The 26,956-nt window shown below is 59.9% G+C and carries 29 protein-coding genes and 1 tRNA gene; 8 read left to right on the forward strand and 22 right to left on the reverse strand.

Translation table 11 applies throughout. The annotated features are described in order from the left end of the window. Positions 1 to 47: 47 nt before the first annotated feature. From ychF to AACY19_RS24155, 8 genes are all read right to left on the reverse strand, one after another. Positions 48 to 1,148, reverse strand: coding sequence for a redox-regulated ATPase YchF (gene ychF / locus AACY19_RS24120; RefSeq protein ID WP_339454096.1), 1,101 nt, complete (start codon positions 1,146 to 1,148; stop codon positions 48 to 50). 22 nt (positions 1,149 to 1,170) lie between these two features. Next, positions 1,171 to 1,755 (reverse strand): aminoacyl-tRNA hydrolase, encoded by a 585-nt coding sequence (gene pth, locus AACY19_RS24125; protein ID WP_007912902.1) that lies wholly within the window; start codon positions 1,753 to 1,755, stop codon positions 1,171 to 1,173. 171 nt (positions 1,756 to 1,926) lie between these two features. Next, on the reverse strand, positions 1,927 to 2,529 hold the full coding sequence (locus tag AACY19_RS24130; protein WP_339454097.1) for a 50S ribosomal protein L25/general stress protein Ctc: 603 nt from the start codon (positions 2,527 to 2,529) through the stop codon (positions 1,927 to 1,929). A gap of 141 nt (positions 2,530 to 2,670) precedes the next feature. Further along, positions 2,671 to 3,612 (reverse strand): ribose-phosphate pyrophosphokinase, encoded by a 942-nt coding sequence (locus AACY19_RS24135; RefSeq protein WP_003171603.1) that lies wholly within the window; start codon positions 3,610 to 3,612, stop codon positions 2,671 to 2,673. 45 nt (positions 3,613 to 3,657) lie between these two features. Then, positions 3,658 to 3,732 (reverse strand) — tRNA-Gln (locus tag AACY19_RS24140). Positions 3,733 to 3,768: 36 nt separating this feature from the next. Beyond that, positions 3,769 to 4,620 carry a 4-(cytidine 5'-diphospho)-2-C-methyl-D-erythritol kinase gene (ispE, locus tag AACY19_RS24145; protein WP_339454098.1) on the reverse strand — a complete coding sequence of 284 codons (852 nt, stop codon included), beginning with the start codon at positions 4,618 to 4,620 and terminating at the stop codon, positions 3,769 to 3,771. Between the two features lie 3 nt (positions 4,621 to 4,623). Beyond that, positions 4,624 to 5,241: a lipoprotein insertase outer membrane protein LolB gene (gene lolB / locus AACY19_RS24150; RefSeq protein ID WP_339454099.1), complete on the reverse strand. Its 618-nt coding sequence runs from the start codon at positions 5,239 to 5,241 to the stop codon at positions 4,624 to 4,626. A gap of 3 nt (positions 5,242 to 5,244) precedes the next feature. Continuing rightward, positions 5,245 to 6,969: a tetratricopeptide repeat protein gene (locus AACY19_RS24155; protein WP_339454100.1), complete on the reverse strand. Its 1,725-nt coding sequence runs from the start codon at positions 6,967 to 6,969 to the stop codon at positions 5,245 to 5,247. A gap of 182 nt (positions 6,970 to 7,151) precedes the next feature. Here AACY19_RS24155 and hemA point away from each other — a divergent pair, with 182 nt between their 5' ends. The 6 genes from hemA (at position 7,152) to AACY19_RS24185 (ending at position 12,511) form a co-directional block, all read left to right on the forward strand. Continuing rightward, positions 7,152 to 8,438 (forward strand): glutamyl-tRNA reductase, encoded by a 1,287-nt coding sequence (gene hemA, locus AACY19_RS24160; protein ID WP_007912890.1) that lies wholly within the window; start codon positions 7,152 to 7,154, stop codon positions 8,436 to 8,438. Next, positions 8,435 to 9,517, forward strand: coding sequence for a peptide chain release factor 1 (gene prfA / locus AACY19_RS24165; RefSeq protein ID WP_339454101.1), 1,083 nt, complete (start codon positions 8,435 to 8,437; stop codon positions 9,515 to 9,517). Before hemA ends, prfA begins: the two co-directional genes overlap by 4 nt. After that, entirely contained in the window at positions 9,518 to 10,348 is an 831-nt protein-coding gene (gene prmC, locus AACY19_RS24170) for a peptide chain release factor N(5)-glutamine methyltransferase (RefSeq protein WP_339454102.1), read from the forward strand. It begins immediately after the preceding gene. After that, entirely contained in the window at positions 10,342 to 11,097 is a 756-nt protein-coding gene (locus AACY19_RS24175; protein ID WP_339454103.1) for a molybdopterin-synthase adenylyltransferase MoeB, read from the forward strand. The genes prmC and AACY19_RS24175 overlap by 7 nt, the downstream gene beginning before the upstream one ends. Continuing rightward, the gene (gene murI / locus AACY19_RS24180) at positions 11,090 to 11,881 is read left to right on the forward strand and encodes a glutamate racemase (RefSeq protein ID WP_339454104.1); all 792 of its coding nucleotides are present in this window, start codon (positions 11,090 to 11,092) and stop codon (positions 11,879 to 11,881) included. Before AACY19_RS24175 ends, murI begins: the two co-directional genes overlap by 8 nt. Before the next feature lie 111 nt (positions 11,882 to 11,992). Continuing rightward, positions 11,993 to 12,511 carry an acyloxyacyl hydrolase gene (locus AACY19_RS24185; protein WP_339454105.1) on the forward strand — a complete coding sequence of 173 codons (519 nt, stop codon included), beginning with the start codon at positions 11,993 to 11,995 and terminating at the stop codon, positions 12,509 to 12,511. A gap of 134 nt (positions 12,512 to 12,645) precedes the next feature. Here AACY19_RS24185 and AACY19_RS24190 read toward each other — a convergent pair whose 3' ends face one another. The 12 genes from AACY19_RS24190 to AACY19_RS24245 form a co-directional block, all read right to left on the reverse strand. After that, positions 12,646 to 12,951, reverse strand: a complete 306-nt coding sequence (locus tag AACY19_RS24190; RefSeq protein WP_339454106.1) for a YkgJ family cysteine cluster protein — start codon at positions 12,949 to 12,951, stop codon at positions 12,646 to 12,648. Positions 12,952 to 13,003: 52 nt separating this feature from the next. Further along, on the reverse strand, positions 13,004 to 13,495 hold the full coding sequence (locus AACY19_RS24195; RefSeq protein WP_339454107.1) for a DUF2878 domain-containing protein: 492 nt from the start codon (positions 13,493 to 13,495) through the stop codon (positions 13,004 to 13,006). Further along, positions 13,488 to 14,753, reverse strand: coding sequence for a cyclopropane-fatty-acyl-phospholipid synthase family protein (locus AACY19_RS24200; protein ID WP_339454108.1), 1,266 nt, complete (start codon positions 14,751 to 14,753; stop codon positions 13,488 to 13,490). Before AACY19_RS24200 ends, AACY19_RS24195 begins: the two co-directional genes overlap by 8 nt. Then, entirely contained in the window at positions 14,740 to 15,555 is an 816-nt protein-coding gene (locus AACY19_RS24205) for a DUF1365 domain-containing protein (protein WP_339454109.1), read from the reverse strand. Before AACY19_RS24205 ends, AACY19_RS24200 begins: the two co-directional genes overlap by 14 nt. After that, positions 15,552 to 16,799 (reverse strand): NAD(P)/FAD-dependent oxidoreductase, encoded by a 1,248-nt coding sequence (locus tag AACY19_RS24210; protein ID WP_339454110.1) that lies wholly within the window; start codon positions 16,797 to 16,799, stop codon positions 15,552 to 15,554. The genes AACY19_RS24205 and AACY19_RS24210 overlap by 4 nt, the downstream gene beginning before the upstream one ends. Beyond that, complete coding sequence (locus AACY19_RS24215) at positions 16,796 to 17,578, reverse strand: SDR family NAD(P)-dependent oxidoreductase (protein ID WP_339454111.1); 783 nt, start codon at positions 17,576 to 17,578, stop codon at positions 16,796 to 16,798. Before AACY19_RS24215 ends, AACY19_RS24210 begins: the two co-directional genes overlap by 4 nt. Then, positions 17,575 to 17,997, reverse strand: a complete 423-nt coding sequence (locus AACY19_RS24220; RefSeq protein WP_339454112.1) for a nuclear transport factor 2 family protein — start codon at positions 17,995 to 17,997, stop codon at positions 17,575 to 17,577. Before AACY19_RS24220 ends, AACY19_RS24215 begins: the two co-directional genes overlap by 4 nt. Next, entirely contained in the window at positions 17,990 to 19,435 is a 1,446-nt protein-coding gene (gene phrB / locus AACY19_RS24225) for a deoxyribodipyrimidine photo-lyase (RefSeq protein WP_339454113.1), read from the reverse strand. The genes AACY19_RS24220 and phrB overlap by 8 nt, the downstream gene beginning before the upstream one ends. A gap of 16 nt (positions 19,436 to 19,451) precedes the next feature. Continuing rightward, complete coding sequence (locus AACY19_RS24230) at positions 19,452 to 20,393, reverse strand: MerR family transcriptional regulator (protein WP_339454114.1); 942 nt, start codon at positions 20,391 to 20,393, stop codon at positions 19,452 to 19,454. Beyond that, on the reverse strand, positions 20,393 to 21,355 hold the full coding sequence (locus AACY19_RS24235; RefSeq protein WP_339454115.1) for a YbgA family protein: 963 nt from the start codon (positions 21,353 to 21,355) through the stop codon (positions 20,393 to 20,395). The genes AACY19_RS24230 and AACY19_RS24235 overlap by 1 nt, the downstream gene beginning before the upstream one ends. Before the next feature lie 157 nt (positions 21,356 to 21,512). Further along, positions 21,513 to 21,728 carry a TIGR02450 family Trp-rich protein gene (locus AACY19_RS24240; protein WP_339454116.1) on the reverse strand — a complete coding sequence of 72 codons (216 nt, stop codon included), beginning with the start codon at positions 21,726 to 21,728 and terminating at the stop codon, positions 21,513 to 21,515. Further along, positions 21,725 to 22,711, reverse strand: coding sequence for an NAD(P)/FAD-dependent oxidoreductase (locus AACY19_RS24245; RefSeq protein ID WP_339454117.1), 987 nt, complete (start codon positions 22,709 to 22,711; stop codon positions 21,725 to 21,727). Before AACY19_RS24245 ends, AACY19_RS24240 begins: the two co-directional genes overlap by 4 nt. A 197-nt stretch (positions 22,712 to 22,908) precedes the next feature. Here AACY19_RS24245 and AACY19_RS24250 point away from each other — a divergent pair, with 197 nt between their 5' ends. Beyond that, complete coding sequence (locus tag AACY19_RS24250) at positions 22,909 to 23,811, forward strand: TIGR01777 family oxidoreductase (RefSeq protein WP_339454118.1); 903 nt, start codon at positions 22,909 to 22,911, stop codon at positions 23,809 to 23,811. A gap of 13 nt (positions 23,812 to 23,824) precedes the next feature. Beyond that, a complete protein-coding gene (gene hemH, locus AACY19_RS24255; protein WP_339454119.1) occupies positions 23,825 to 24,850 on the forward strand; it encodes a ferrochelatase in 1,026 nt (341 codons plus the stop codon). Positions 24,851 to 24,952: 102 nt separating this feature from the next. Here the strand turns inward: hemH and AACY19_RS24260 are convergent, their stop codons facing one another. Both AACY19_RS24260 and upp read right to left on the reverse strand, forming a co-directional pair. Next, positions 24,953 to 26,227 (reverse strand): uracil-xanthine permease family protein, encoded by a 1,275-nt coding sequence (locus tag AACY19_RS24260; RefSeq protein WP_339454120.1) that lies wholly within the window; start codon positions 26,225 to 26,227, stop codon positions 24,953 to 24,955. A gap of 2 nt (positions 26,228 to 26,229) precedes the next feature. Next, positions 26,230 to 26,868 (reverse strand): uracil phosphoribosyltransferase, encoded by a 639-nt coding sequence (gene upp / locus AACY19_RS24265; protein WP_003228118.1) that lies wholly within the window; start codon positions 26,866 to 26,868, stop codon positions 26,230 to 26,232. Positions 26,869 to 26,956 lie beyond the last annotated feature (88 nt).

Below are 26,956 nucleotides of genomic sequence, written 5' to 3' on the forward strand. Positions count from 1 at the left end.
GCACAAAAAAGCCGCGTATCAGACGCGGCTTTTTCTTGGGTGTATGCTTACACGTTGAAGCGGAAGTGCATCACGTCGCCGTCTTTGACGACGTAATCCTTGCCTTCCAGACGCCATTTACCGGCTTCTTTGGTACCGGCTTCGCCTTTGTACTGGATGAAGTCGTTGTAGGCGATGACTTCGGCGCGGATGAAGCCTTTCTCGAAGTCGGTGTGGATCACGCCAGCAGCTTGTGGCGCGGTAGCGCCGACTTTGACGGTCCAGGCGCGGACTTCTTCGACACCGGCAGTGAAGTAGGTCTGCAGGTGCAGCATTTCGTAACCGGCGCGGATCACGCGGTTCAGGCCAGGCTCTTCCAGGCCCAGGGCCTCGAGGAACATGTCCTTCTCTTCGCCGTCATCGAGCTCGGCGATTTCCGCTTCGATCTTGTTGCAGACCGGAACAACCATGGCGCCTTCTTCTTCGGCGATGGCCTTGACCACGTCCAGGTGCGGGTTGTTCTCGAAACCGTCTTCAGCAACGTTGGCGATGTACATGACCGGCTTGGTGGTCAGCAGGTGGAAACCCTTGATCACGGCCTTTTCGTCAGCGCTCATGTTTTTCATCAGGCTGCGTGCAGGCTTGGCTTCGGTGAAGTGTGCGATCAGTTGCTCCAGCAGAGCTTTCTGAACCACGGCGTCCTTGTCACCACCCTTGGCGTTGCGCGCGACTTTCTGCAGTTGCTTCTCGCAGCTGTCGAGGTCGGCGAAGATCAGTTCCAGGTCGATGATTTCGATGTCGCGTTTCGGATCGACGCTGTTGGAAACGTGGATCACGTTGTCGTCTTCGAAGCAGCGCACGACGTGAGCGATGGCATCGGTTTCGCGGATGTTGGCGAGGAACTTGTTGCCCAGGCCTTCACCTTTCGAGGCGCCAGCCACCAGGCCGGCGATGTCGACGAATTCCATGGTGGTCGGCAGGATGCGCTTCGGATTGACGATGGCCGCCAGCGCTTCCAGACGCGGGTCCGGCATCGGCACGATGCCGCTGTTCGGCTCGATGGTGCAGAAGGGAAAGTTCTCGGCCGCGATACCGGATTTGGTCAGGGCGTTGAACAGGGTGGACTTGCCGACGTTAGGCAGGCCGACGATGCCGCAATTGAATCCCATGGTGTTTCCCCTCGGGTAAAAGTCAGGCCTTCTGGCTGTGCAGGTTTTTCATCGCGCGGTTCCATTCACCGGCGAGGATATCCGGCAGCACGCCGAGGGCAAAGTCGATGCTGGCATCGAGTTTTTCCTGTTCGGCGCGTGGCGCACGACCCAGGACGAAATTTGAAACCATACTGGCGACGCCCGGGTGGCCAATGCCAAGCCGCAGGCGGTAGAACGTATTCTGATTGCCCAGTTGCGCAATGATGTCGCGCAACCCGTTGTGACCGCCATGGCCGCCGCCCTGCTTGAGCTTGGCAACGCCCGGAGGCAGATCGAGTTCGTCATGCGCCACGAGGATTTCTTCAGGCTTGATGCGAAAGAAACCGGCGAGTGCCGCCACGGCCTGGCCGCTGCGGTTCATGTAGGTGGTGGGAATCAGCAGACGAACATCCTGACCCTGATGCGAATAGCGCCCGGTCAGGCCGAAATATTTGCGATCGGCGACAAGGTTGACACCTTGTGCGTCAGCGATGCGCTCAACAAAAAGGGCCCCTGCGTTATGCCGGGTCTGGTCGTATTCAGCGCCTGGATTTCCCAGGCCAACGATCAGTTTGATGGCAGTCACGATAGGGGCCCTTCCTTTGAGTGGTGAGTAACATCGCCGCGATCAGGAGAAGCGGCGAAAGTGGACGAAAAATGCTCATTTACCATGGATGTAAACTCCGCGTTCTCGCCCGCTTTCTCGCTACGTTCCAGTCCGCGATGTTACTGAATCACTCCGACGTTACAGAGTGAATTACTCTGCAGCGCCTTCTTCGGTAGCTTCTGGAGCAACACGTGGAGCGTGGACGTTGGCAACAGCCTTGTCATCGCCGTGTGCCAGAGCAACGAACTCAACACCTTTAGGAGCTTTGAGGTCCGACAGGTGGATGATGGTGCCGATTTCTGCTTTCGACAGGTCGACTTCGATGAACTCAGGCAGGTCTTTAGGCAGGCAGGTCACTTCGATTTCCGAAGTAACGTGCGAAACTTCGCCGCCTTTCTTCACTGGAGCTTCTTCGCCAACGAAGTGCACAGGTACGATCGCGGTCAGTTTCTGACCAGCGACAACGCGCACGAAGTCAGCGTGCAGCACGTGGCCTTTGGCCGGGTGGCGCTGCAGAGCTTTGATGATTACGTTTTGCTTGGTGCCACCAACGTTCAGCTCGATGATGTGGCTGTAAGCCGCGTCGTTTTCGAGCAGTTTGGCAACTTCTTTGGCCAGCATGCTGATGGATTCAGGGGCTTTTTCGCCACCGTAAACAACAGCTGGAACCAGAGCGGCGAGACGACGCAGGCGGCGGCTCGCACCTTTCCCCAGGTCGGAACGCACTTCAGCATTCAGAGTAAATTCGTTCATTTTGTATCTCCAAAATAGCCATGACCGAGTGGCGTTTGCGACCAGCGCCGAACACGGTATGGGCAAAAAAGCCCCGCCCCGGCAGGAATGCCGGGGCGGGGCGCTTTTCGTCAACGAGACATTTCGAGAAGGGCAGGGCCCTTAACGGAACATCGCGCTGATCGATTCTTCATTGCTGATGCGGCGAACCGCTTCGGCAACAACCGGTGCGATATCCAGTTGACGGATACGTGCACAGGCTTGTGCTGCAGCGGACAGCGGGATGGTGTTGGTCACCACCAGCTCGTCCAGCACGGAATTTTCGATATTCTCGATGGCCCGACCCGACAGCACAGGGTGTGTGCAGTAGGCAAAGACCTTGGCTGCGCCATGCTCTTTCAGGGCCTTGGCCGCGTGGCACAGAGTGCCGGCGGTGTCGACCATGTCATCGACCAGAATGCAGGTACGCCCTTCGACGTCACCGATGATATGCATCACTTCAGAGTGATTGGCTTTTTCACGGCGTTTGTCGATGATCCCGAGATCCACGCCCAGGGACTTGGCAACAGCACGTGCGCGCACGACGCCGCCAATGTCCGGAGACACGATCATCAGGTTTTCGAAGCGCTGATCTTCAATGTCATCCACCAGAACCGGGGAGCCGTAGATGTTATCTACCGGAATATCGAAGAAACCCTGAATCTGGTCAGCATGCAGATCAACCGTGAGAACACGGTCGATGCCGACTACGGTAAGCATGTCAGCAACGACTTTCGCGCTGATAGCCACACGTGCGGAACGCGGACGGCGATCCTGACGGGCATAACCAAAATAAGGAATAACAGCAGTGATACGAGTAGCCGAGGAGCGGCGGAAGGCATCAGCCATCACTACCAGTTCCATCAGGTTATCGTTGGTCGGAGCGCAAGTCGGCTGAATAATGAAGACGTCTTTACCGCGAACGTTTTCATTGATCTCGGCAGTAATTTCGCCGTCGGAAAATTTGCCGACAGAGATGTCACCGAGAGGGATATGCAGCTGACGTACAACACGCCGAGCCAGATCGGGGTTAGCATTCCCCGTAAAGACCATCATCTTGGACACGCGCAGTACCTAGAGGCTGAGGGTAACCTGGATGAGTATAGAAAATGGCAGGGGCGGCTGGATTCGAACCAACGCATGGCAGGATCAAAACCTGCTGCCTTACCGCTTGGCGACGCCCCTGTATCTGTTGCTTCAAGTGCCGGGCACTTGGTTCCTTTAGAGCAGACTTTGCAGCTTGCGATGCAACATCGAAACGTTGCTTCCTTTCGCTACAAACCCTGTAAGGGTCTCTGTCAGAAGGGCCGAGACTTTATCAGCTTCAGCTTTGCTTGGGAAGCCCCCAAACACACAACTTCCAGTTCCGGTGAGTTTTGCTTCGGTGAATTTACCTAACAAATCCAATGCGTTACGTACTTCTGGATAACGCCTTGCAACCACCGGCAAGCAGTCATTTCGACTGTTTCCCTCGGGAACGGGGCGCACTTTAATGGGCGGCGTGTTACGTGTCAACAAAGGATCGGAAAAAATTTCTGCCGTACTTACAGATACTTGCGGTACGAGCACCAGATACCACGGTTCTTCGGGATCGACCGGGGTGAGTTTCTCGCCCACGCCCTCGGCAAAAGCCGCGTGGCCACGGACGAAAACCGGAACGTCGGCACCGAGAGACAAACCCAAAGTGGCCAGGCGATCTTCATCCCAATCCAGCTGCCACAAATGATTCAGACCGAGCAACGTGGTCGCCGCATTCGAGCTGCCGCCACCAATGCCGCCGCCCATGGGCAGAACCTTGTCGATCCAGATATCGATGCCGAGTGCGCAACCGGATTGCGCCTGCAGCATTTTCGCTGCGCGCACGATCAGGTTGCTGTCATGTGGCACACCTTCGAATTCTGTGTGCAAGCGGATCACGCCGTCATCACGCACGGCAAAAGTGATTTCATCGCCATAATCGACAAACTGAAACAGCGTCTGCAGCTCGTGATAACCGTCTTCGCGGCGCCCGAGAATGTGCAGCATCAGGTTGAGTTTGGCCGGCGAGGGCAGGGTCAGGCGTGCAGCGGTCATGGGTTATTGCCCCAGCTTGCGTGGCTGCCAGGTCTTGATCACCAGCGTCACGTCCAGGTCTGTGCCGTGCAGCTTGATGCGCTCGGGCAGCCAATAACCATTCTGTTCGGTGTAAGCGGTGTATTCGACTTTCCAGCCATCCTGTTCAAGGTTGGCCAGGCGACTGTCCGCATCCAGATTCAGGCGACTTTTGCTGTTCGGCGCCGGCAGGCCGCGCACCCACCAGGCCAGATTCGACACCGGCAGTTTCCAGCCGAGCTGTTCTTCGAGCAGCGCTTCCGGCGACTCGGAGTCATAGCGGCCCTGGTTGGCAACTTCCAGCGACACTTTGCCCGGACGCCCGGTCAGGCGCGCGGCGCCACGACCCAGCGGGCCGGACAGGCGAATGTCGTAATAGTCCTGACGCTGCAGCCAGAACAGCGTGCCGCTACCGGAATCCTTCGGTGCGCGGATGCCGATCTTGCCGTCGATCTGCCAGCCGTCCAGGCCGGTCAGCTGTTGTTTGTTCGCCGCCCATTGAGCCGGACTGCCGTGGCCCTCGACGGATTCGCGAGCGCCGAAACCCGCGCAACCGGCGAGCAGGGCGATGAAGCTGAAGACAATAACGTGGCGCAAAAACATGGTTTAAAGAGTCTCGGAACCGGTCAGGCGCTTGATGGTGCTGCGCAGAATGGTGCTGTCGGGCTGATCCTTGAGGAATTTGCCCCAGATTTGTTTGGCTTCACGCTGATTGCCCTTGGTCCACAACACCTCACCGAGGTGAGCGGCGACTTCGTGATCAGGGAAACGCTCCAGTGCCTGACGCAGATACTTCTCGGCGTCGTCCAGGTTGCCCAGGCGGTAATTCACCCAGCCGAGGCTGTCGAGTACTGCCGGGTCTTCCGGATTGATCTGGTGCGCCTGCTCAATCAACGCTTTGGCTTCAGCGTAGCGGGTCGTTCGGTCAGACAGGGTGTAACCCAAGGCGTTCAGTGCCATGGCGTTGTCCGGATCACGCTTGATGATCAGGCGCAGATCTTTCTCCATCTGCGCGAGGTCATTGCGTTTTTCCGCAAGCATCGCCCGGGTGTACAGCAGATTCAGATCGTCCGGGTATTGCTGTAACGCTTGCTGCAAGACTTTCCAGGCCTTGTCCTCTTGTTTGTTGGCCGCCAAGGTTTCCGATTCGATCAGGAACAACTGGATCGCGTAATCCGGTTGTTCATCACGCTGGGCGGCCAGTTTGCTTTGCGCCTCGGCCGTCCTGCCGTTGTCCATCAGGATGTCGGCCTGACGCAACTGCGCCGGCAGATAGTCGTTGCCCGGACCGACCTGGGCGTACTCGATGAGGGCGCCTTGCGGGTCGTTGCGTTCTTCGGCGATGCGCCCCAGGTTCAGGTGCGCGGAATCGACGTGACTTTCGCGGGCGATCAAATCTTCCAGATAACCCTTGGCCTCGTCCCAGGCTTTGGCTTCCAGGCAGACCAGGGCCAGGGAGTAACGCAGTTCGTCGTCTTCCGGGTATTGCTGAACGAGGCTGGAAAACTCGGTCTTGGCGTCGTCCATCCGGTCCTGTTCGACCAGCATGCGCGCGTAAGTCAGGCGCAGGCGTTTGTCGTCCGGGTATTTCTTGATGCTTTTTTGCAACAGCGGCAGCGCTTCGTCGCCACGGTTCAGCAATTGCAGCAGACGCGCGCGCAGCAGAATCGGCGCGATCTCGCCTTCTTCCGGTGGATGGTCTTCGAGCAATGCCAGTGCGGCTTTATTGTCGCCATCCTGTTGCAACAGCAGGGCCTTGCCGAAAATCAGCTGGCTGTTGTTCGGATGGCGTTGCAGCAAGCGGTCGAAACTTTTCATCAGGCCGTTGCGGGTTTCCTGATCGGTGTCAGCGGCCGACAGTGCGAGAAAGTCGAAATGGGTGTCGCCCTTGCCCTGCAGGACTTTCTCCATATAGACCATCGAGTCGTCGTAACGCCCGGCACGGGCCAGTTGCACGGCGGCGGCGCGTTGCGCTTCGAGGTCTTCCGGGGCGTTTTTCGCCCAGATCAGCGCGGTATCGAGGGCCGGTTGATCGGCGCCCAGATATTCGGCAATACGGAATGCACGCTCGGAGATGCCCGGGTCCTGGGTGTTGATGGCCTGGGTCACGTAATTATCCAGGGCAATGTCGAAACGATTGCGCTGGCCGGCGAGTTCGGCGCTCAACAGGCTGAAAACGGTTTCCTCGCTGAACGAGCTGTAAACCTTGGGCTTTTCAGGCGCGGGCGTGGTGTCTTCGACCGGCGGCGTACCGTCCGGCGACACGGGGGCCAAGGCCTGGCAGCCGCTGAGGAAGACAAAAGCGAGGAGCAACGCGGAAGATCTATTCATATAGGAGAAGGACGACTAACCTGCGGTCGGATCATCATGACACAAGCCTTCGACCAAACATAACCGAGACTCAATTGTGCCCATTATAGGGGCTGACGATTGGGACAATAGTCAGCGGTAGTTGTTCTGAATCTTTCGAAGTAGGACAATTGCCGGCTTCACGTCACCATCAGCGACCTTGAATGGCCTTCCTTGCACTCGGTATCAACCACAAGACTGCTTCAGTAGACGTCCGCGAGCGCGTGGCGTTTACTCCTGAACAGCTGGTGGAGGCCTTGCAGCAGCTCTGCCGACTGACCGACAGCCGCGAAGCTGCGATCCTCTCCACCTGCAATCGCAGCGAGCTTTATATAGAACAGGATCAGCTTTCTGCCGATATCGTGCTGCGCTGGCTGGCCGACTATCACCATTTAAGTCTCGATGAGCTGCGCGCGAGTGCTTATGTGCATGAAGATGATGCGGCAGTTCGTCACATGATGCGTGTCGCCTCCGGGCTCGACTCGCTGGTGCTGGGCGAACCGCAGATTCTTGGTCAGATGAAGTCGGCCTATGCCGTGGCCCGCGAGGCCGGCACCATCGGGCCGCTGCTGGGGCGGTTGTTTCAGGCGACATTCAATGCCGCCAAACAGGTGCGCACCGACACCGCGATTGGTGAAAACCCGGTGTCCGTTGCGTTTGCTGCGGTCAGCCTGGCCAAACAGATTTTCAGTGATTTGCAACGCAGTCAGGCCCTGCTGATAGGCGCCGGCGAGACCATCACCCTGGTCGCCCGCCATCTGCATGAACTGGGGGTCAAACGCATCGTCGTCGCCAACCGCACGCTTGAGCGCGCCAGTCTGCTCGCCGAACAGTTCGGCGCCCACGCGGTACTGCTGTCGGACATCCCGGCAGAACTGGTGCGCAGCGACATCGTCATCAGCTCGACCGCCAGTCAGCTGCCGATCCTTGGTAAGGGCGCGGTCGAGAGCGCACTGAAGCTGCGCAAGCACAAACCGATTTTCATGGTCGACATTGCGGTTCCCCGCGATATCGAGCCGGAAGTCGGCGAGTTGGACGACGTTTACCTCTATAGCGTCGACGATCTCCACGAAGTGGTCGCCGAGAACCTCAAGAGCCGTCAGGGGGCAGCCCAGGCCGCAGAAGAGATGGTCTCGGTCGGCGCCGACGATTTCATGGTGCGCCTGCGCGAACTGGCGGCGGTCGACGTGCTCAAGGCCTATCGTCAGCAGAGCGAACGCCTGCGTGACGAGGAACTGCAAAAAGCCCTGCGTCTGTTGGCCAACGGCGGCAATGCCGAAGACGTGCTCGGGCAACTGGCCCGTGGCCTGACCAATAAACTGCTGCATGCTCCAAGCGTGCAGTTGAAAAAGCTTTCTGCCGAAGGCCGCCTCGATGCGCTGGCCATGGCCCAGGAACTCTTTGCCCTAGAGGGCTCACCGGATAGCTTTTCGGATAAAAAATCGCAATGAAAGCGTCACTGCTCAATAAGCTGGACATCCTCCAGGACCGTTTCGAGGAACTGACCGCGTTGCTCGGCGACGGCGAAGTCATTTCCGATCAGACTAAATTTCGCACCTATTCCAAGGAATACGCCGAGCTGGAGCCGGTGGTACAAGGCTATAAAAAGCTGCTCGGCGTACAAAGCGATCTTGAAGGCGCGCAGGCGCTACTCAAGGACAGCGACCCGGACATGCGTGAAATGGCCGTGGAAGAAGTCCGTGAAGCCAAGGAATTGCTGATCACGCTGGAATCCGATCTGCAGCGCATGCTGTTGCCCAAAGATCCCAACGACGGTCGTAACGTGTTCCTCGAAATCCGCGCCGGCACCGGTGGCGACGAGGCGGCGATCTTCTCCGGCGATCTGTTCCGTATGTACTCGCGTTACGCCGAGCGCCGTGGCTGGCGTGTGGAGATCCTCTCGGAAAACGAAGGCGAACACGGCGGCTATAAAGAAGTCATCGCCCGCATCGAAGGCGACAACGTTTACGGCAAGCTCAAATTCGAATCCGGCGCGCACCGCGTACAGCGTGTACCCGCCACCGAATCCCAGGGTCGTATCCACACCTCGGCCTGCACCGTGGCAGTGTTGCCCGAGCCTGACGAGCGCGAAGCCATCGAGATCAACCCGGCGGATTTGCGCGTCGACACGTTCCGCTCCTCCGGCGCTGGTGGTCAGCACGTCAACACCACCGACTCGGCGATCCGCATCACGCACATCCCGACCGGCACCGTCGTCGAGTGTCAGGAAGAACGTTCCCAGCACAAGAACCGTGCCCGGGCCATGGCTTGGCTGTCGGCCAAGCTCAACGATCAACAAACCGCAGCGGCGGCGAATGCCATCGCCAGCGAGCGTAAATTGCTGGTCGGTTCCGGCGACCGCTCCGAGCGTATCCGCACCTACAACTTTGCCCAGGGCCGGGTCACCGACCATCGCGTCAACCTGACCCTGTATTCGCTGGATGAAATCCTTGCCGGTGGCGTTGAAGCGGTCATCGAGCCGTTGCTGGCCGAATACCAGGCTGACCAACTCGCTGCAATAGGTGAATAAATGACCATCATTGCCAGCCTGTTGCGTGCCGCTGAATTGCCCGACTCGCCCACCGCGCGTCTGGACGCCGAATTGCTCCTCGCCGCCGCCTTGGGCAAGTCGCGCAGCTTTCTGCACACCTGGCCCGAGCGCATCGTGCCGAGTGAAGCGGCGCTGACCTTCGCCGAGTACCTGCAACGTCGTCGTGGCGGCGAGCCGGTGGCTTACATTCTCGGTCAGCAGGGGTTCTGGAAACTCGATCTGGAAGTCGCGCCGCACACATTGATTCCGCGTCCCGACACCGAACTGCTGGTCGAAGCGGCGCTCGAGTTGCTGCCCGCGACCCCGGCCAAAGTGCTCGACCTCGGCACTGGCAGTGGCGCGATAGCTCTCGCCCTGGCCAGCGAACGTCCGGCGTGGAAAGTTACCGCTGTGGATCGCGTGCTCGAAGCCGTCGCATTGGCCGAGCGCAATCGCCAGCGTCTGCATTTGAACAACGCCACGGTGCTGAGCAGTCATTGGTTCAGCGCGCTGGAAGGTCAGCGTTTTCAGTTGATCATCAGCAACCCGCCGTACATTGCTGCCGCCGATCCGCATCTGGTTGAGGGCGATGTGCGTTTCGAGCCGGCCAGCGCCTTGGTCGCCGGGAAAGACGGGCTCGACGATCTGCGGCTGATCGTCGCCCAGGCCCCGGAGTATCTGGAAGCAGGCGGCTGGCTGATGCTTGAACACGGCTATGATCAAGCCGAAGCCGTGCGCGATCTGTTGCTGACTCGCGGTTTCGAAGAAGTCCACAGCCGCACCGATCTGGGCGGTCATCAACGCATCAGTCTGGGGCGCCTGCCGTGCTGAATGATCAGGAATTGCTGCGTTACAGCCGGCAGATTCTCCTGCAACACATCGACATCGACGGTCAGTTGAAGCTCAAGGGCAGTCGGGTGTTGGTCGTCGGCCTCGGCGGTCTCGGCGCTCCGGTTGCCTTGTACCTGGCGGCGGCGGGTGTCGGTGAGCTGCACCTGGCGGATTTCGACACGGTCGATCTGACCAACCTGCAGCGCCAGATCATCCACGACACCGACAGTGTCGGCATGAGCAAGGTCGACTCGGCGCTCAAGCGTCTGGGCGCGATCAATCCCGAAATCCAGCTGATTGCCCATCGTCAGGCACTGGACGAGGACTCCCTCGCCGCTGCCGTGTCTGCGGTGGATCTGGTGCTCGACTGTTCGGATAATTTTTCCACCCGCGAGGCGGTCAATGCGGCGTGCGTGGCGGCGCAGAAACCTTTGGTCAGCGGCGCGGCGATTCGTCTGGAAGGGCAACTGTCGGTGTTCGACCCAAGGCGTGCCGAGAGCCCTTGCTATCACTGCTTGTACGGTCACGGCAGCGAAGCCGAACTGACCTGCAGCGAGGCGGGCGTGGTCGGGCCGCTGGTCGGTCTGGTCGGCAGCCTGCAGGCGCTGGAAGCCTTGAAGGTTCTCGTAGGCTTTGGCGAACCTCTGGTGGGCCGACTGTTGTTGATCGATGCGCTGGGTTCGCGCTTCCGTGAACTGCGGGTCAAGCGTGATCCGGGCTGCAGCGTCTGTGGTCCGCGCCATGCGTGAAGCGCCGATAGGCGTGTTCGATTCCGGTGTCGGCGGCTTGTCGGTACTGGCAGAAATCCAGCAATTGTTGCCCAACGAATCGCTGTTGTACGTGGCCGATTGCGGGCACATTCCCTACGGTGAGAAGACCCCGGAGTTCATCCGCCAGCGATGCAGTGTGATGGCCGGTTTTTTCCGCGAGCAGGGCGCCAAGGCGTTGGTACTCGCCTGCAATACCGCCACGGTGGCCGGCGTGGCCGATCTGCGTCGCGATTACCCCGAGTGGCCGATTGTCGGGATGGAGCCGGCGGTCAAGCCTGCCGCCGCCGCAACCCGGAGCGGTGTGGTCGGCGTGCTCGCCACCACAGGCACGTTGCAGAGTGCCAGGTTCGCGGCCTTGCTTGATCGCTTTGCCACGGATGTACGCGTGATCACCCAACCGTGTCCCGGTCTGGTCGAGCTGATCGAAAACGGTGATCTGCACAGTCCCGAGCTTCGCCTGTTGCTGCAAGGCTACGTTGACCCGCTGCTGGACAGCGGCTGCGACACCATCATTCTGGGCTGCACGCACTATCCATTCCTCAAGCCGTTGCTCAGGTCGATGATCCCCAAGGACATTAGCCTGATCGATACCGGCGCCGCCGTGGCGCGCCAACTGCAAAGGTTGCTGGCCGAGCGCGAGCTGCTTTGCGAAACGTCGAACCGACCGGTCAGATTCTGGACCAGCGCCGATCCGCAGTACTTTAAGAACATCCTGCCGCTACTGGGGCAAACAGCAGGCGAAGTGCAAAAATTCAGCTTGTAAAAAAAATGTGAAAAAACTAAAAAACAGCTGAACTTCTAATCAAGCGCTAGCTTCTATAGCGATGAGTTATCTAGAAAACCAAACGTTCGTTCCGGAAAAGGAAGTTTCAAAGTGAAGCGACTATTCTGCTTGGCCGCGATTGCGGCCGCACTGATGGGGCAAAGTATTACCGCGCAAGCTGCAGGTGTTGAATTTGCAGTGGGTGCAACCAGCGATTCGACTATGACCTACCGCTTGGGCATGAATTTCGATTGGGACAAAAGTTGGCTGCAGAGCGACGTGGGTCGCCTGACCGGTTACTGGAGCGGGGCTTACACTTACTGGGAAGGTGACAAGACTTCCAGCAACAACAGCCTGTCGTTCTCGCCCGTGTTCGTTTATGAGTTTGCCGGTCAGTCGGTGAAACCGTATATCGAAGCGGGGATCGGCGTAGCGGCGTTCAGCAATACCAAATACGAATCGAACAACCTCGGTGGCTCTTTTCAGTTTGAAGACCGTATCGGGTTTGGTCTGCGTTTCAACGGTGGGCATGAAGTCGGTATCCGTGCGACGCACTACTCCAACGCCGGCCTGGCCAGCGACAACGATGGCGTAGAAAGTTACGCGCTGCATTACACGATGCCGCTGTAACTGCCAAAAACTTTATCCCTGTGGGAGCGAGCCTGCTCGCGAATGCTATTTCATATTCAACGAAGATGTTGAATATGAAATGCCGCTTTCGCGAGCAGGCTCGCTCCCACATTTGGTTTTGGCTGTCTTCAGAATCAGCGGTAGGCGGTCGTGATGCCTTTGCGTTCTTCAATGCATTCCGGCGCACCCATTTCAAACTCGCGGCAGATCAGCGGACGTTTTTCGTAGATCGTGCACATCATCGTGTCGCGATCCAGCGCCGCGCACCAGCCGTCGTCCAGACGCAGCATGACTTCGCCGCCCCATTCATCGGTATCGATAAAGCGATCAGGCACGCCAGTGTCGGTGATCAGCATCACTTCGAGCTGGCAGCAGCATGCGGCACAGGTCGAACACGTGACGACCGGTTCGCTGATTTGCTGGTGGGGAATGGTTTTCATGGCGGCAGTGTAAGGCAGTGTTCGCCGGGTGTGTGAAAGGTCTGACGGACGCTCAGTGAGCCAGACGTCGCGCCATCGTGTGCAGCAGCGGAAACAGCAACGCCCAGAGCAGGCCGAGGCCGATCAGGGTGGCTGAGTCACCGTAGGGAAATTGCACCCCGGCCAGTCGCCCGCCCCCGTAATACGACAGCGCGCCGCCGATGGCACCGAGCCCGCTCGCCAGCCACCAAGGCTTTGCGCTCCACGCCAGGCAATGGCGCAACGTGGTGGCGAGCAATGCCCAAAGCAGCATCAGCCACAACGGAATCAGCGGCGACTGATCCTGAAACTCGAACACCCCGGCCGCGCGCAGAACGCTGTCGACCGCGGTGCCGACGATCACCACGCCGAGTATCAAACGGCCTTCCGCCGCCCAACTGCTTATCCAGCGCAAGTGAATCACCAGCACTGCCAGCGCCAGCAGCAACCACAAACTGTCGCCGCCGAGCACGCAGGTCAGCCAGCCGATCTGGAACAGCACGGCGTTGGCGCAACGCTCAAGCATCGAAGCGCCCAAGCAGTGGCGCGTTCATCGCCCCGGGTTTGGCCAGCAGCAGTTGCGCAGTGCCGATGGTGCGTTCGAGGAACCCGCCCTCGCAGTAACACAGGTAAAACTCCCACAGCCGCAGGAAGTAATCGTCGTAGCCCAACTCGCTCAAGCGACTGTGGGCACGGCGAAAGTTCTCATGCCACAGGCGCAAGGTGCGCGCGTAATGCAGGCCGAAATCTTCCATGTGCAGCAGATTCATGTCGGTGTCGCGGCCGACCACTTCGAGCATCTTCTGCACGCAGGGCAGGGCGCCGCCGGGGAAGATGTAACGCTGGATGAAGTCGACGCTTCGCTTGGCTTGCTCATAGCGCTGCTCGCGGATGGTGATCGCCTGGATCAGCATCAAGCCGTTGCTCTTGAGCAACTGGGCACATTGCTTGAAGTAGGTGGGCAGAAAGCGATGGCCGACCGCTTCGATCATCTCGATGGACACCAGTTTGTCGTACACGCCGGTGAGGTCGCGGTAGTCCTTGAGCAGCAGCGTGACCTGATTCTGCAGGCCTGATTGTTCAATGCGCTGTGCCGTATAGGCGTACTGCTCTTTCGAAAGGGTCGTGGTAGTGACGCGGCAACCGTAATGTTGCGCGGCGTAAAGCGCCATGCTGCCCCAACCGGTGCCGATCTCCAGCAGATGGTCGTCGGGTTTGAGCGCGAGTTTCTGGCAGATCCGCTCGAGTTTGTTCAGTTGCGCCTGTTCCAGGGAGTCTTCGGGGCTGAGGAACTGCGCCGCCGAATACATCATGGTCGGGTCGAGAAACTGCTCGAACAGATCATTGCCGAGGTCGTAGTGCGCCGCGATGTTTTTCTGCGAGCCTTTGCGCGTGTTGCGGTTGAGCCAGTGCAACCCCTGCACCAGCGGCCGACCGAGACGGGCCAGGCCACCTTCCATCGCATCGAGCACGTCCAGATTGCTGACGAACACGCGCACCACTGCAGTCAGATCCGGGGAGCTCCAATAACCATGGATGAACGCTTCGCCGGCACCAATCGAGCCATTGCTGGCGACCATGCCCCAGACCGCGGCATCGTGTACGTGAACCTCGCCGAGCAACACACTGCCGGGCATGCCGTACAACATGCGTTCGCCCTCTTCGATCACCGCCAGTTGGCCGTGTTTGAGTTGAGCCAACTGGCGTAACACGCCCCGGCGCAGCAGTGATCCGGTGAAACCGTTGGTGCTGAGCCGACTAACCGACAGGCTAGAGGATTTCATGGCGGGGCTCCTTGGGAGAGACAGTCGCGGTTTGGAAGCTGCCGTCGGCAACACGATGAGCAAAGAACGGAGCTCGCTTGAGTACTAGCCGCAGGGCCTGCCAATAAATGGCTAGCGCGGTTTTTGCGGTCATCCACGGGAAGCGTCGTAAATACCGGTGCAGACTGCGGCGGTCGAGCGCCTCGCGTTGCAGATTGAGGGTGGCGTCGAACAGCTTGTGCTCGCCCTGCCAGTCAGCCATGTGCACGCCGAGGGTTTGCGCGGCGGGACTGAAACTCATGCGGTATTCGAGATCTCTGGGCAGAAACGGCGAGACATGAAAGGCCTTGGTCACTGCGAAATGCTGGTAAGCGTCCTGCCGATCGGCCGGCGCTCGAGCCGGCAGCACGTAGTGATAATGCTCACCCCAGGGCGTGTTGGTGACCTCACAGACAATCGCCGCCAGTTGCCCGTCCGCTTCGTGGCAGTAGAAAAAACTCACCGGATTGAACGACAGTCCCCAACTGCGCGCCTGGGTCAGCAGGCAGATCGTTCCTTGCGGTTCATGGCCGATGGCGGCAGCGACTTGCTGGCGCACCGCATCGATCAGGCGGATGCCACGACCGGTATAGGTTTTCAGGTAATCAGTCTCGCGGAAGGAGAATGGCGCGAAGCGGCTGCGCCCGGCCAGCGCGGACAATTGCAGGACGGTATCCTGCTCGCTCAGGTCGAGGTAGAGCAGGCCGATCCGGTAGCGGAATTCATGCCGGCGTGGCGAAAAACGCCGATGGCCGATCCAGCCGCTGTACAGGGCGCTGTTCATAGGCTTTCCCCGAACGACGCGGCCACGCGCAAGCCGCTGACGACGCCGTCTTCATGGAAGCCATTGGCCCAGTAGGCGCCGCAAAAGTGGCTGTGCTGGACGCCGTCGAGTTCGGCCCAGCGGTTTTGCGCGGCCACTGCAGCGAGGCTGAATTGCGGGTGGGCGTAGGTGTATCGGGCGAGCACTTTCAGCGGGCTGATGCCGGCGCTTTGATTGAGGCTGACGCAGAACGTGGTGTCACTCTCAATTCCCTGAAGGATGTTCATGTTGTACGTCACCGCCGCCTGCGTATGCCCGGAACCGCCGAGGCGATAGTTCCAGCTCGCCCACGCCAGTTTGCGGCTCGGCAACAGGCGTGTGTCGGTGTGCAGCACCACGTCATTGTCGGCGTAGGGCAGGGCGCCGAGGATGGCGCGTTCGGCATCGCTCGGGCTGGCCAGCAGTTGCAGGGCCTGATCGCTGTGGCAGGCGAACACGACCTTATCAAAGTGTTCCAGCCCCGCCGGGCTGTGGATAACCACGCCATGTTCGTTGCGATCCACACGGGTCACCGGGCAGTTCAGGCGAATCCGCTCTTTGAACGACGCGGTCAGTGGCTCGATATAGGCGCTGGAGCCGCCCTCGATGACTTGCCACTGCGGACGATCACTGACTGACAGCAAGCCGTGGTTCTTGAAGAACCGCACGAAAAACTGCAGCGGGAAATTCAGCATTTGCGCCATCGGCATCGACCAGATCGCCGCGCCCATCGGCACAATGTAATGCAGGACGAAGCGCTCGCCGTAGCCGCCGGCCTTGAGATAAGCGTCGAGGGTGGTGTCGGGGGCAATGCGCAGTTCGGCGAGGTCGCGCTGGGCTTCTTTGTTGAAGCGCAGGATGTCGCGCAACATGCCCCAGAAGCCCGGCGAGAACAGATTGCTGCGCTGGGCGAACAGGCTGTTGAGGTTATTGCCGTTGTATTCCAGGCCAGAGTCGGGGTCGGTCACCGAAAAACTCATCTCGGTCGGCTTGAAAGTCACCCCAAGCTGACCCAGCAGGCGAATGAAGTTCGGGTAGGTCCAGTCGTTGAACACGATGAAACCGGTGTCGATCGCATACTCGCAATTGTCCACCGCCACCCGCACAGTGTGCGTGTGGCCGCCGACCCAGTCGCTGGCCTCGAACACCGTGACGTCATGCCGGCGATTGAGCAGGTAGGCGCAAGTGAGCCCGGCGATCCCGCTGCCGATGATGGCGATTTTCATGTCACGTCCGTCATCGGTGGCGGCTTGCGCACCATGCGCCGGCCTATCGCCAGTTGCGCGCGGGCGGGCAGTTTCGACAGCGGCCACAAGGCCGCCATGAACAGTGCCGGAAAGGCGATCTCCAGTGGTCGATCCTTGAGCTTGGCGAAGATGTGCCGCGCGGCTTTATCCACAGGCCAGCTGAGCGGCATCGGGAAATCATTCTTGGCCGTCAGTGGTGTCTCGACGAATCCAGGGCTGACGACGGTGACTTCGATGCCCTCATCCGCCAGATCGATGCGCAACGATTCGAACAGGTAACGCAGGCCGGCTTTCGAGGCGCCGTAGGCTTCGGCCCGTGGCAGTGGCAGATAGGTGACCGAGCTGGCCACGCCGATCAGGTGCGGCGCCGTGCCTTTGCGCAACAGCGGCAGCGCGGCTTCGATGCAATAGCTGCTGGCGAGCAGGTTGGTGCGCACCACGTGCTCGATGATCGAGGCATCGAACTGCTTGGCGTCGACATATTCGCAAGTGCCGGCATTGAGGATCACGCTGTCCAGCGAGCCCCAGACCTCGGTGATCTGTTCGCCGATTTCGCGCACGGTCTGGCTGTTGGTCAAATCTCCCGGCACTACCAGGACTTGCCCCGGGTAGCGTTGCGACAAGACTTTCAGTACCGCGACTTGACGGGAACTGACCGCCAGAAGGGCACCGGTTTTCAGAATTTCCTCAGCCAGTGCCGCGCCGATGCCACTGCTGGCACCGGTCAGCCAATAACGCCGTGGAGGTGTACGACTCATCCCATTCTCCTTTTCAGCCAGGCGATTACCCGGCCCAATATTGGCAAGTGTTCATACAGCAGCGCCCCGGCATCGAAATAATCCCGATGGCGATAAACCTTGTCCCGCCAGAGCAGGTGCGAGCAGCCGCCAACACTTATTTCCCGACCTCCGGCCAGACGCGGATGGCGATAGCTCATGACCCAGCGCAGGTAGCCTTCGCCTTCGCGGATCTGGTCATAACCGTGGAAGTCAAAGCGCAGTTCGCTGACGTTGGCGTACAGCTCACTGAAGTAATCGCGCAATTGCGCCAACCCCTGAACTTCGTGCAAGGGGTCGGTGAAGTGAATGTCTTCGCTGTACAGCTCGCCCAGGCGTTGCAGGTTGTCTTTGTTCAACGCTGAAAATTGCCGGGCGAAGTTGCTCAGGAATTCACTCATGATCGCCTCCTGCCGGTTGCCGGGAGGGCAGGTTCTTGAAGGCTGCCAGCGCCCGTTCCCGGGAGGCGCCAAGGTTGACGATGGGGGCGGGATAATCCGCCACGCCGAACAGCCCGCCGGCGCCGGCGGGGTTGTGCACTTCCTTTTTGTTCAGCCCGGCCAGTTCAGGCAGCCAGTGCTTGATGAACAGGCCTTCGCTGTCGAATTTCTCCGACTGGCTCAGCGGATTGAAGATGCGGAAGTACGGCGCCGAATCGGTGCCCGTCGACGAACTCCATTGCCAGCCACCGTTGTTGGCCGCGAGATCGCCATCGATCAAGTGACGCATGAAAAACCGCTCGCCTTCGCGCCAGTCGATCAACAGGTTCTTGGTCAGGAACATCGCCACCACCATGCGCAGGCGATTGTGCATCCAGCCGGTTTCGAGCAATTGGCGCATGGCCGCATCAATGATCGGTAACCCGGTGCGCGCCTCTTGCCACGCGGCGAGATCCTGCGGTGCGTGGCGCCAGGCGAGCGCTTCGGTTTCCGGGCGGAAGGCGCGATGACGCGACACCCGGGGATAGCCGACCAGAATGTGTTTGTAGAACTCGCGCCACAACAGCTCGTTGATCCAGGTAACGGCGCCGACCTTGCCACTTTCGAATTCGCCCTGATTGCTCTGTAGAGCAGCGTGCAGGCATTGGCGCGGCGAAATCACTCCGGCGGCGAGATAGGCGGAAAGCTGACTGGTGCCGGGCTTGGCCGGGAAATCGCGTTCGTTGCGGTAATAGTCGATCTGCGCGTCGGTAAAGGTGTCGAGGCGGCGGCGGGCTTCCTGCTCACCGGCAGGCCAGAGCTTGCGCAGCGACTCGCTCGGCGTGGCGAAGCCCTCGATGGCATCGGGAATCGGATCGCTTTCGACGGGTAGCACGTTTTGCTTTGCCGCCGCTTTTACCAACGCCGGCACCGAGCGATGCAGGCGTTCGTAGCAGACCTTGCGGAACTGGCTGAACACCTGGAAGTAGGTGCCGGTCTTGGTCAGCACCGTGCCGGGTTTGAACAGCAACTGATCAAGATAACTGTGAAACTCGATGCCTTCAGCTTTCAGTGTCTCGGCAACGGCGTGATCGCGACGACTTTCATGAATGCCATATTCCTCGTTGACGTGAACCGCCACGACCTGCAATTGCCGGCACAGCTTGAGCAGTTCTGCCGCCGCCTGATCCCAGCGCGGGGCCGTGCGGATCAGCAGCGGAATATTCAATGCGCCGAGGCTTTTGCTCAGTTCTCGCAGGTTGCGCAACCAGAAGTCGATCTTGCACGGCGCATCGTCATGTTCCTGCCATTGCTGCGGACTCAACAGATACACCGCGACCGTCGGGCCGCGTGCAGCAGCGGCGGCGAGGGCGGTGTTGTCGTGTTGGCGCAAATCGCTGCGCAGCCAGATCAGTTGCATGAGATTGAATCCATCATCAAATCAACCCACGCTGAACGAGTGCCTGGTGCGCTGAAAGCAGATCTTCAGCCAGGTACAAATCAGCGATCTCGGTAGTACTTGCGGACAACTCGGCGTGGTGGATGCATACCGTTGATCCGACGATCAACGTCGGGCAGGTGATGCCCGTCAGCAATTTCGGCAACTGACCAGGCTGCATGGCTCTGCTGGAATACAGCAGTACGCCACGGGCTTGCAGGTGTTCGACTGCCAGCGCGAGTTCTCCGGTCGGCAGCGGCCAGTCGAACACCTGCACCGGGCAATCGGCGCTGCTGATCAGCCACGCGCATAGCCACAGATGAGGTTCCAGTGGCAGGTCGGAGTGATTGATCAACAGCAGCGGCGCGGCATGCAACTGTCGATTGTTATGGTAGATGCGTGCGCCAAATTTGCTGCGCAGCCAGGAGAAAAAGAATGCACGTTCCATCTGCGCGCCGAACTGGCCTCGCCAGCGTTGTTCCAGGTCAGAAAGCAGCGGCAGGAGCAATTGTTCGCAGAGCGTGCGCGGCGGGTAGAGCGCCATCGCTTGATTGACGCTGTCGTCGAGTCCGCGTTCATCGAGGCGGGTGATGCTGGCGAGCAAGGTCTGACGCAACATCTGCCAATCGTTCGCCACGGCTTCGTTGAAGGCTTGCGGGGTGTCGAGCAACGGCTTGACCTGACTGACGGCCACGCCCCGGTTGAGCCAAGTGAGAATGGTCAGGATGCGCTGAACATGTTCTGCCGAGTACAGGCGATGGCCCTTGGGCGTGCGTTGCGGCACAACCAGCCCGTAGCGGCGTTCCCACGCACGCAGGGTGATCGCGTTGACGCCGGTCTGCCGCGCGACTTCGCGAATCGGCAGCCAGCCTTCGTCGAGGGCTTTCTTGAAGTCGGCGCCAAGGTCTTCCTGGGCGCTTGTGTCTGGAGTGTTGTTCATTAAATCGCGTTTCGCAGGCTGAGGTTTTCCGGGTGCGGTTGCAGGTAAACCTGTTGCGCGATGTACGGGTCCGGGTGGAGACGGAAGTGGTGCTTGAGCAGCGTCAGCGGCACGACCAGCGGCACGATGCCGAGGCGGTACTGGCCGATCACGTGTTGCACTTCCTCTTTGTCTTCGGCAGTGATCGACTGTTTGAGATAGCCGCTGATGTGCTGCAAGACATTGCAATGCGTGCCACGGGTGGCGCATTTTTTCAGCGCTGCCATTAACTCGCTGAAGTAGCGCGGGCCGAGTTCGGCGGGGTCGCTGTCGACCATGGTGCCGAGCATTCTGCCCAACGCCCGGTATTGCTCCGGGTTGTGCGCCATCAACTGGTATTTGTAGCGCGAGTGAAAGTCGGTGAGGGCACGGCGGCTCAGGCCATTGGCGAGCACTTGCTGCCAGGCGCTGTAGGCGAGCACGCGGGTGATGAAGTTCTCGCGCAGCACTGGATCGTTCAGGCGCCCGGCTTCCTCCACCGGCAAATCCGGGTGTTGCGCGCAGAAGGCCTGGGCGTAGATGCCACGTCCGCCGCCGTTCACCGGGGCACCATTGGCTTGATAGACCTTGACGCGTTCCAGTCCGCAGGAGGGTGACTGCTGCATGAAGATGTAGCCGCAAATGTCATCAAGCTCGGCGGCCATTTGCTGTCCGTACTCGGCCAATGGCTGAGTCACGTTGATCGCCGGGTTGACGGTGCCGACGGCTTGCGGATGCGCTGGGTCACCCACCAGGCGAATCGGTTCGCGTGGGATGCCCAGGCCAATAGCAACCTCTGGACACACCGGGACGAAATCGAAATGCTCGGTGAGCGTGCGGCTGCACAGCCGCGATTCCTTGTGCCCACCGTTGTAGCGCACCTCGGCGCCCATCAGGCAAGCGCTGATAGCGATTTTGGGTTTGGCTGCGCAAGAGTCAGACATGACCACCTCGAATCCATACCTGTACAGAGGTCAATCTCTGTACAACTTTGCTCAGCATAGATTCATGGGTGTACAAGTCAAATGTTTTGTACAACTTTTGAGGATTGAATGCAGTTCTTGTGGGGGCGAACTCCCTCGCGCCCACAATCGGCCTTGCTTACTTCCAGCCTTGCTGCCATTCAGCGCTATTTTGTAGCGTCTGCCACTCACGGCGTTCAGCACGTTTGGTCAACACCGCCTGCAACTCAATCGCCAGTACCACGCCTTCTTCATCGCAAAACAGTTCAGTCACCATAAAGTGCTTCTCACGATTTTGCGGGTGGGCTGCGGTCCATTTCGACAGCAGCAGTTTTTTCGGATTGATGCGGTTCATTGTTGATGCTCGTGCAGGCGACGTGCGGCTTCCTGGCCGCTGAGCCACGCACCCTCGACACGCCCCGACAGGCACCAGTCGCCGCAGGCGTAAAGGCCCAGATCGGCATCGGCCAAGGTGCCCCATTCGTGTCCACTCGCCGGGCGGGCGTAGAGCCAGCGATGGGCGAGGCTGAAGGTTGGCGCAGGCATCGCGCTGTGCAGCAATTCGGCGAAGGCGCCGTGCAATTGCTCGATCACCGCCTCTTTGGGCAGGTCGATGTGCTGCCGGCTCCACGCGCTGGTGGCGTGCAGCACCCAAGTGTCGAGGGTGGTGTCGCGCCCCGGTTTGCTGCGGTTGCGGGCCAGCCAGTCGAGCGGACTGTCCTGCACGAAGCAACCTTCAATCGGCGTATCCAGCGGCGTTTCGAAGGCAAGGGCGACGGCCCAGGTCGGATCCATCTTCACTCCGGCGGCGGCACCGGCCAGTTTCGGTGCGGCGGCCAGCAATGCCGTGGCTTGGGGTGCCGGCGTGGCGATCACCACATGGCTGAAAGGGCCGTGAGTGAAGCCTTCGGCATCCTGCAGGTGCCAGTGTTCTTCACCGCGATAGACCTCGGTGATGCGGCAGGAAAAATGCACTTCAAGACCATCGAGCAAGCCACGGGTGATGGCGCTCATGCGCGGCGCGCCGACCCAGCGAGTCTGCTCGTCCGGCGACATATTCAGTTGCCCGCCTTGATAGGTGTAGAGCTGCGGCGTCCACTCGGCGACCCAGCCCTGGCTTTGCCAGCGCTGCACCTCGGTGACGAAGCGCCGGTCGCGAGCAGTGAAGTATTGCGCGCCCATGTCCAGCGAGCCGGCGTCGCTGCGCTTGCTCGACATGCGCCCGCCGCTGCCGCGACTTTTATCGAACAGTTGCACGGTGTGCCCGGTCTCTGTCAGAGCCTGGGCGGCGGAGAGCCCGGCGATGCCGGTGCCGATGATTGCGATAGGTACAGTCATAGGGGCCTCGTTTACCTTTCTGTACAGACTACGCCGTGGTTTAAACCTGTACAATTTTGTTTTTTGGTATAACTTCTAGCGTTCTCGTTCTGACAGCTTGGCCTATGGTTAAACAATAGAGCCTGCCCGATAGAAAAGATCCCTGCTTATAAAAATAGACTAGTGATCCGGGTTAAACGCCACGCGAGGAAGATGTCATGCACATATTGCTGACCGGCGGTACTGGTTTGATCGGACGTCAACTCTGTCGACACTGGTCAGGGCAGGGCCATCGACTCTCTGTCTGGAGTCGGCGCCCGGAGAAAGTCGCAAAAATCTGCGGTGCGCAGGTACGTGGGATTGCACGACTGGAAGACCTCGGCGAAGAGCCGGTGGACGCCATCGTCAACCTCGCCGGCGCGCCGATTGCCGCCCGCCCGTGGACGCATCGGCGCAAGGCGCTGTTGTGGAGCAGTCGCATCACGCTCACGGAAACCTTGCTGGCGTGGCTCGACACCCGGGCGCAGAAACCGGCGCTGTTGATTTCCGGATCGGCTGTCGGTTGGTATGGCGATGGCGGTGAGCGCGAACTGACTGAGGATTCGCCGCCGGTGATCGACGATTTCGCCAGCCAGTTGTGTATCGCCTGGGAAGAAACCGCCCAGCGTGCCGAAGCGCAGGGCATCCGTGTGGTGCTGGTGCGAACCGGGCTGGTGCTGTCCGCCGAGGGCGGCTTTTTGTCGCGCCTGTTGCTGCCGTTCAAACTCGGGCTGGGCGGGCCTTTGGGCAATGGCCGGCAGTGGATGCCGTGGATTCACATCAATGACCAAATCGCCCTGATTGATTTTCTTCTGCACCGTGATCAGGCCGGTGGTCCTTATAATGCGTGCGCGCCGCACCCTGTGCGCAATCGCGAATTTGCCAAGACGCTGGGCAGCGTGTTGCACCGCCCGGCGTTCATGCCGATGCCGACCCTGGCACTGAAGGTCGGCCTCGGTGAGATGTCTTTGTTGTTGCTCGGTGGTCAAAAGGCCGTGCCGGCACGCTTGCTGGAAGCCGGCTTCACTTTCCAGTTCACGGATTTACGCGCGGCCCTGGATGATCTCTCCAGCCGCCTCTGAAATAGGACGTTGCATGACCGATCACGCTTTGCTTCTGGTCAACCTGGGCTCCCCGGCCTCCACCTCGGTGGCCGATGTGCGCAGCTACCTCAATCAATTCCTGATGGACCCGTATGTGATCGACCTGCCGTGGCCGGTGCGGCGTTTGTTGGTGTCGCTCATCCTGATCAAGCGCCCGGAGCAGTCGGCGCACGCCTATGCCTCGATCTGGTGGGACGAAGGTTCGCCGCTGGTGGTGCTCAGTCGTCGCCTGCAGCAGCAGATGACCGCGCAGTGGAGCCACGGTCCCGTGGAGCTGGCGATGCGCTACGGCGAGCCGTCGATTGAAACCTGCCTGCTCAAACTGGCGGCGGCGGGGCACAAGCGCATTACGCTGGCGCCGCTGTATCCGCAGTTCGCCGACAGCACCACGACCACGGTGATTGAAGAGGCCAAGCGGGTGATTCGCGAGCACAAGCTCGACGTGAAAATGTCGGTGCTGCAACCGTTCTATGATCAGCCGGAATACCTCGACGCGTTGGTGCAAAGCGCCAGGCCGCATTTGCAGCAGGATTACGATCACTTGCTGCTGAGCTTCCACGGATTGCCAGAACGGCATCTGACCAAACTCGATCCGACCGGTAATCACTGCTTCAAGAATGACGACTGCTGCAAGAACGCCTCACCTGCCGTTATGGCGACCTGTTATCGCGCGCAATGCCTGCGCACGGCAGCGCTGTTCGCTGAGCGCATGGGGCTGCCGGAGGGCAAATGGTCGGTATCGTTTCAGTCACGTCTCGGGCGGGCGAAGTGGATCGAGCCGTACACCGAAGCGCGGCTGGATGAACTGGGTAAAAGCGGCGTGAAGAAGCTGCTGGTGATGTGCCCGGCGTTTGTTGCCGATTGCATCGAGACGCTGGAAGAAATTGGTGATCGCGGCAAGGAACAGTTTCGCGAAGCGGGGGGCGAGGAGTTGGTGTTGGTGCCGTGCCTCAATGATGACCCGCAATGGGCGAAGGCGTTGGCAACTCTCTGCGAACGAGCGCCGCTGGCGCTCTAAAAGCAAATCGCGAGCAGGCTCACTTCTACAGGTATTGCGTTGACCTTGTAGGAGTGAGCCTGCTCGCGATAGCTATCTGTCAGGCGATGACGATCTCAAGGTTCAGATCAGCGGCTCATCCGCCTTCTTGTTCTTCCAGCCATCATTGCCCGGCAGAATCAGGTTCAGCGCAATCGCCACCACCGCGCACAACGCGATGCCTTTGAGGCCGAAGTCGTCCGGGCCAGTCCCGGTGCCGACCAGCACACCGCCAATCCCGAACACCAACGTCACCGAAACAATCACCAGATTGCGCGCTTCGCCCAGATCGATCTTGTGACGGATCAGGGTGTTCATCCCCACCGCGGCGATCGAGCCGAACAACAGGCACAGAATCCCGCCCATCACCGGCACCGGAATGCTTTGCAGCAGCGCGCCGAACTTGCCGATGAACGCCAGGGTGATGGCGAAGATCGCCGCCCAGGTCATGATCTTCGGGTTGTAGTTCTTGGTCAGCATCACCGCGCCCGTCACTTCGGCGTAGGTGGTGTTTGGCGGGCCGCCGAACATCCCGGCAGCGGTGGTGGCGATGCCGTCACCGAGCAGGGTGCGATGCAGGCCTGGCTTCTTCAGATAGTCGCGACCGGTCACGCTACCCACGGCAATCACGCCACCGATGTGCTCAATGGCCGGGGCCAGTGCCACCGGAACGATGAACAGGATCGCCTGCCAGTTGAATTCCGGCGCGGTGAAGTGCGGCAGGGCGAACCATGGGGCGGCGGCAATCTTCGCGGTGTCGACCACGCCGAAATAGAACGACATGGCAAAACCGACCAGCACACCGGAAATGATCGGCACCAGACGGAAGATGCCTTTGCCGAATACCGCCACGATCAACGTGGTCAGCAGCGCCGGCATCGAGATCATCATCGCGGTCTGGTAGTGGATCAGCTCGGCACCGTCGCCAGCCTTGCCCATCGCCATGTTCGCGGCAATCGGCGCCATGGCCAGGCCGATGGAGATGATCACCGGGCCAATCACCACCGGCGGCAGCAAGCGGTCGATAAAACCGGTGCCTTTGATCTTCACGGCCAGGCCCAGGAAGGTGTAGACGAAGCCGGCCGCCATCACGCCGCCCATGGTCGCGGCGAGGCCGAACTGGCCCTTGGCGAGAATGATCGGGGTGATGAAAGCGAAGCTCGACGCCAGAAACACCGGCACCTGACGGCCGGTGACGATCTGGAACAGGATCGTCCCTAAACCTGCGGTAAACAGAGCCACGTTCGGGTCCAGACCCGTGATCAGCGGCATCAGCACCAGAGCGCCGAAAGCCACGAACAGCATCTGGGCGCCAGACAGCACCGTGCGCCAGAGCGGATCGTTGAACTCTTGCTGCATGGTTACGCGTCCTTCTGCTTGGTGCCGAAGATCTTGTCACCGGCGTCGCCAAGTCCAGGGATGATGTAACCGTGCTCGTTCAAGCGCTCATCGATGGACGCGGTGTAGATGGTCACGTCCGGGTGAGCCTGTTCTACGGCAGCAATGCCTTCCGGCGCGGCAACCAGCACCATCGCGCGGATGTCCTTGCAACCGGCTTTCTTCAACAGATCGATGGTCGCAACCATGGAGCTGCCGGTGGCGAGCATCGGGTCGATGATCATCGCCAGCCGTTCGTCGATTTCCGGAACCAGTTTTTCCAGATAGGTGTGCGCTTGCAGGGTTTCTTCGTTGCGGGCAACGCCCACAGCGGAAACCTTGGCACCCGGGATCAGGCTCAGCACGCCTTCGAGCATGCCGATACCGGCGCGCAGGATCGGCACGACGGTGATCTTCTTGCCGGCGATTTTCTCGACCGACACGGTGCCGCACCAGCCTGCAATATCGTAGGACTCCAGCGGCAAATCTTTTGTAGCTTCATAGGTCAACAGGGCGCCGACTTCCTGAGCGAGCTCACGGAAATTCTTGGTGCTGATATCGGCGCGGCGCATCAGGCCGAGTTTATGGCGGATCAGCGGATGGCGGATCTCGAGGATGGGCATGGAAAAACTCCGGCGGCGGGCAAAAAAACCGGCCTAGATTAATCTATCCGAGGGTGATGTCCTATAGGACATTCTGTACGTTAGTCCA

This window comes from Pseudomonas sp. EA_5y_Pfl2_R50 (assembly GCF_963970475.1).
Classification (GTDB): domain Bacteria; phylum Pseudomonadota; class Gammaproteobacteria; order Pseudomonadales; family Pseudomonadaceae; genus Aquipseudomonas.

Bases quoted from the DNA above. Each gene is read 5' to 3' on its own strand.
- AACY19_RS24215 (WP_339454111.1), bottom strand. From the start codon at position 17,578: ATGAGTCGTACACCTCCACGGCGTTATTGGCTGACCGGTGCCAGCAGT.
- prfA (WP_339454101.1), top strand. From the start codon at position 8,435: ATGAAAGCGTCACTGCTCAATAAGCTGGACATCCTCCAGGACCGTTTC.
- murI (WP_339454104.1), top strand. From the start codon at position 11,090: ATGCGTGAAGCGCCGATAGGCGTGTTCGATTCCGGTGTCGGCGGCTTG.
- hemH (WP_339454119.1), top strand. From the start codon at position 23,825: ATGACCGATCACGCTTTGCTTCTGGTCAACCTGGGCTCCCCGGCCTCC.
- ispE (WP_339454098.1), bottom strand. From the start codon at position 4,620: ATGACCGCTGCACGCCTGACCCTGCCCTCGCCGGCCAAACTCAACCTG.
- AACY19_RS24220 (WP_339454112.1), bottom strand. From the start codon at position 17,997: ATGAGTGAATTCCTGAGCAACTTCGCCCGGCAATTTTCAGCGTTGAAC.
- AACY19_RS24200 (WP_339454108.1), bottom strand. From the start codon at position 14,753: ATGAAATCCTCTAGCCTGTCGGTTAGTCGGCTCAGCACCAACGGTTTC.
- AACY19_RS24240 (WP_339454116.1), bottom strand. From the start codon at position 21,728: ATGAACCGCATCAATCCGAAAAAACTGCTGCTGTCGAAATGGACCGCA.
- phrB (WP_339454113.1), bottom strand. From the start codon at position 19,435: ATGCAACTGATCTGGCTGCGCAGCGATTTGCGCCAACACGACAACACC.
- AACY19_RS24155 (WP_339454100.1), bottom strand. From the start codon at position 6,969: ATGAATAGATCTTCCGCGTTGCTCCTCGCTTTTGTCTTCCTCAGCGGC.
- ychF (WP_339454096.1), bottom strand. From the start codon at position 1,148: ATGGGATTCAATTGCGGCATCGTCGGCCTGCCTAACGTCGGCAAGTCC.
- hemA (WP_007912890.1), top strand. From the start codon at position 7,152: ATGGCCTTCCTTGCACTCGGTATCAACCACAAGACTGCTTCAGTAGAC.
- AACY19_RS24250 (WP_339454118.1), top strand. From the start codon at position 22,909: ATGCACATATTGCTGACCGGCGGTACTGGTTTGATCGGACGTCAACTC.
- AACY19_RS24260 (WP_339454120.1), bottom strand. From the start codon at position 26,227: ATGCAGCAAGAGTTCAACGATCCGCTCTGGCGCACGGTGCTGTCTGGC.
- AACY19_RS24230 (WP_339454114.1), bottom strand. From the start codon at position 20,393: ATGAACAACACTCCAGACACAAGCGCCCAGGAAGACCTTGGCGCCGAC.
- prmC (WP_339454102.1), top strand. From the start codon at position 9,518: ATGACCATCATTGCCAGCCTGTTGCGTGCCGCTGAATTGCCCGACTCG.
- AACY19_RS24195 (WP_339454107.1), bottom strand. From the start codon at position 13,495: ATGCTTGAGCGTTGCGCCAACGCCGTGCTGTTCCAGATCGGCTGGCTG.
- AACY19_RS24245 (WP_339454117.1), bottom strand. From the start codon at position 22,711: ATGACTGTACCTATCGCAATCATCGGCACCGGCATCGCCGGGCTCTCC.
- upp (WP_003228118.1), bottom strand. From the start codon at position 26,868: ATGCCCATCCTCGAGATCCGCCATCCGCTGATCCGCCATAAACTCGGC.
- AACY19_RS24210 (WP_339454110.1), bottom strand. From the start codon at position 16,799: ATGAAAATCGCCATCATCGGCAGCGGGATCGCCGGGCTCACTTGCGCC.
- AACY19_RS24190 (WP_339454106.1), bottom strand. From the start codon at position 12,951: ATGAAAACCATTCCCCACCAGCAAATCAGCGAACCGGTCGTCACGTGT.
- AACY19_RS24205 (WP_339454109.1), bottom strand. From the start codon at position 15,555: ATGAACAGCGCCCTGTACAGCGGCTGGATCGGCCATCGGCGTTTTTCG.
- AACY19_RS24130 (WP_339454097.1), bottom strand. From the start codon at position 2,529: ATGAACGAATTTACTCTGAATGCTGAAGTGCGTTCCGACCTGGGGAAA.
- lolB (WP_339454099.1), bottom strand. From the start codon at position 5,241: ATGTTTTTGCGCCACGTTATTGTCTTCAGCTTCATCGCCCTGCTCGCC.
- AACY19_RS24235 (WP_339454115.1), bottom strand. From the start codon at position 21,355: ATGTCTGACTCTTGCGCAGCCAAACCCAAAATCGCTATCAGCGCTTGC.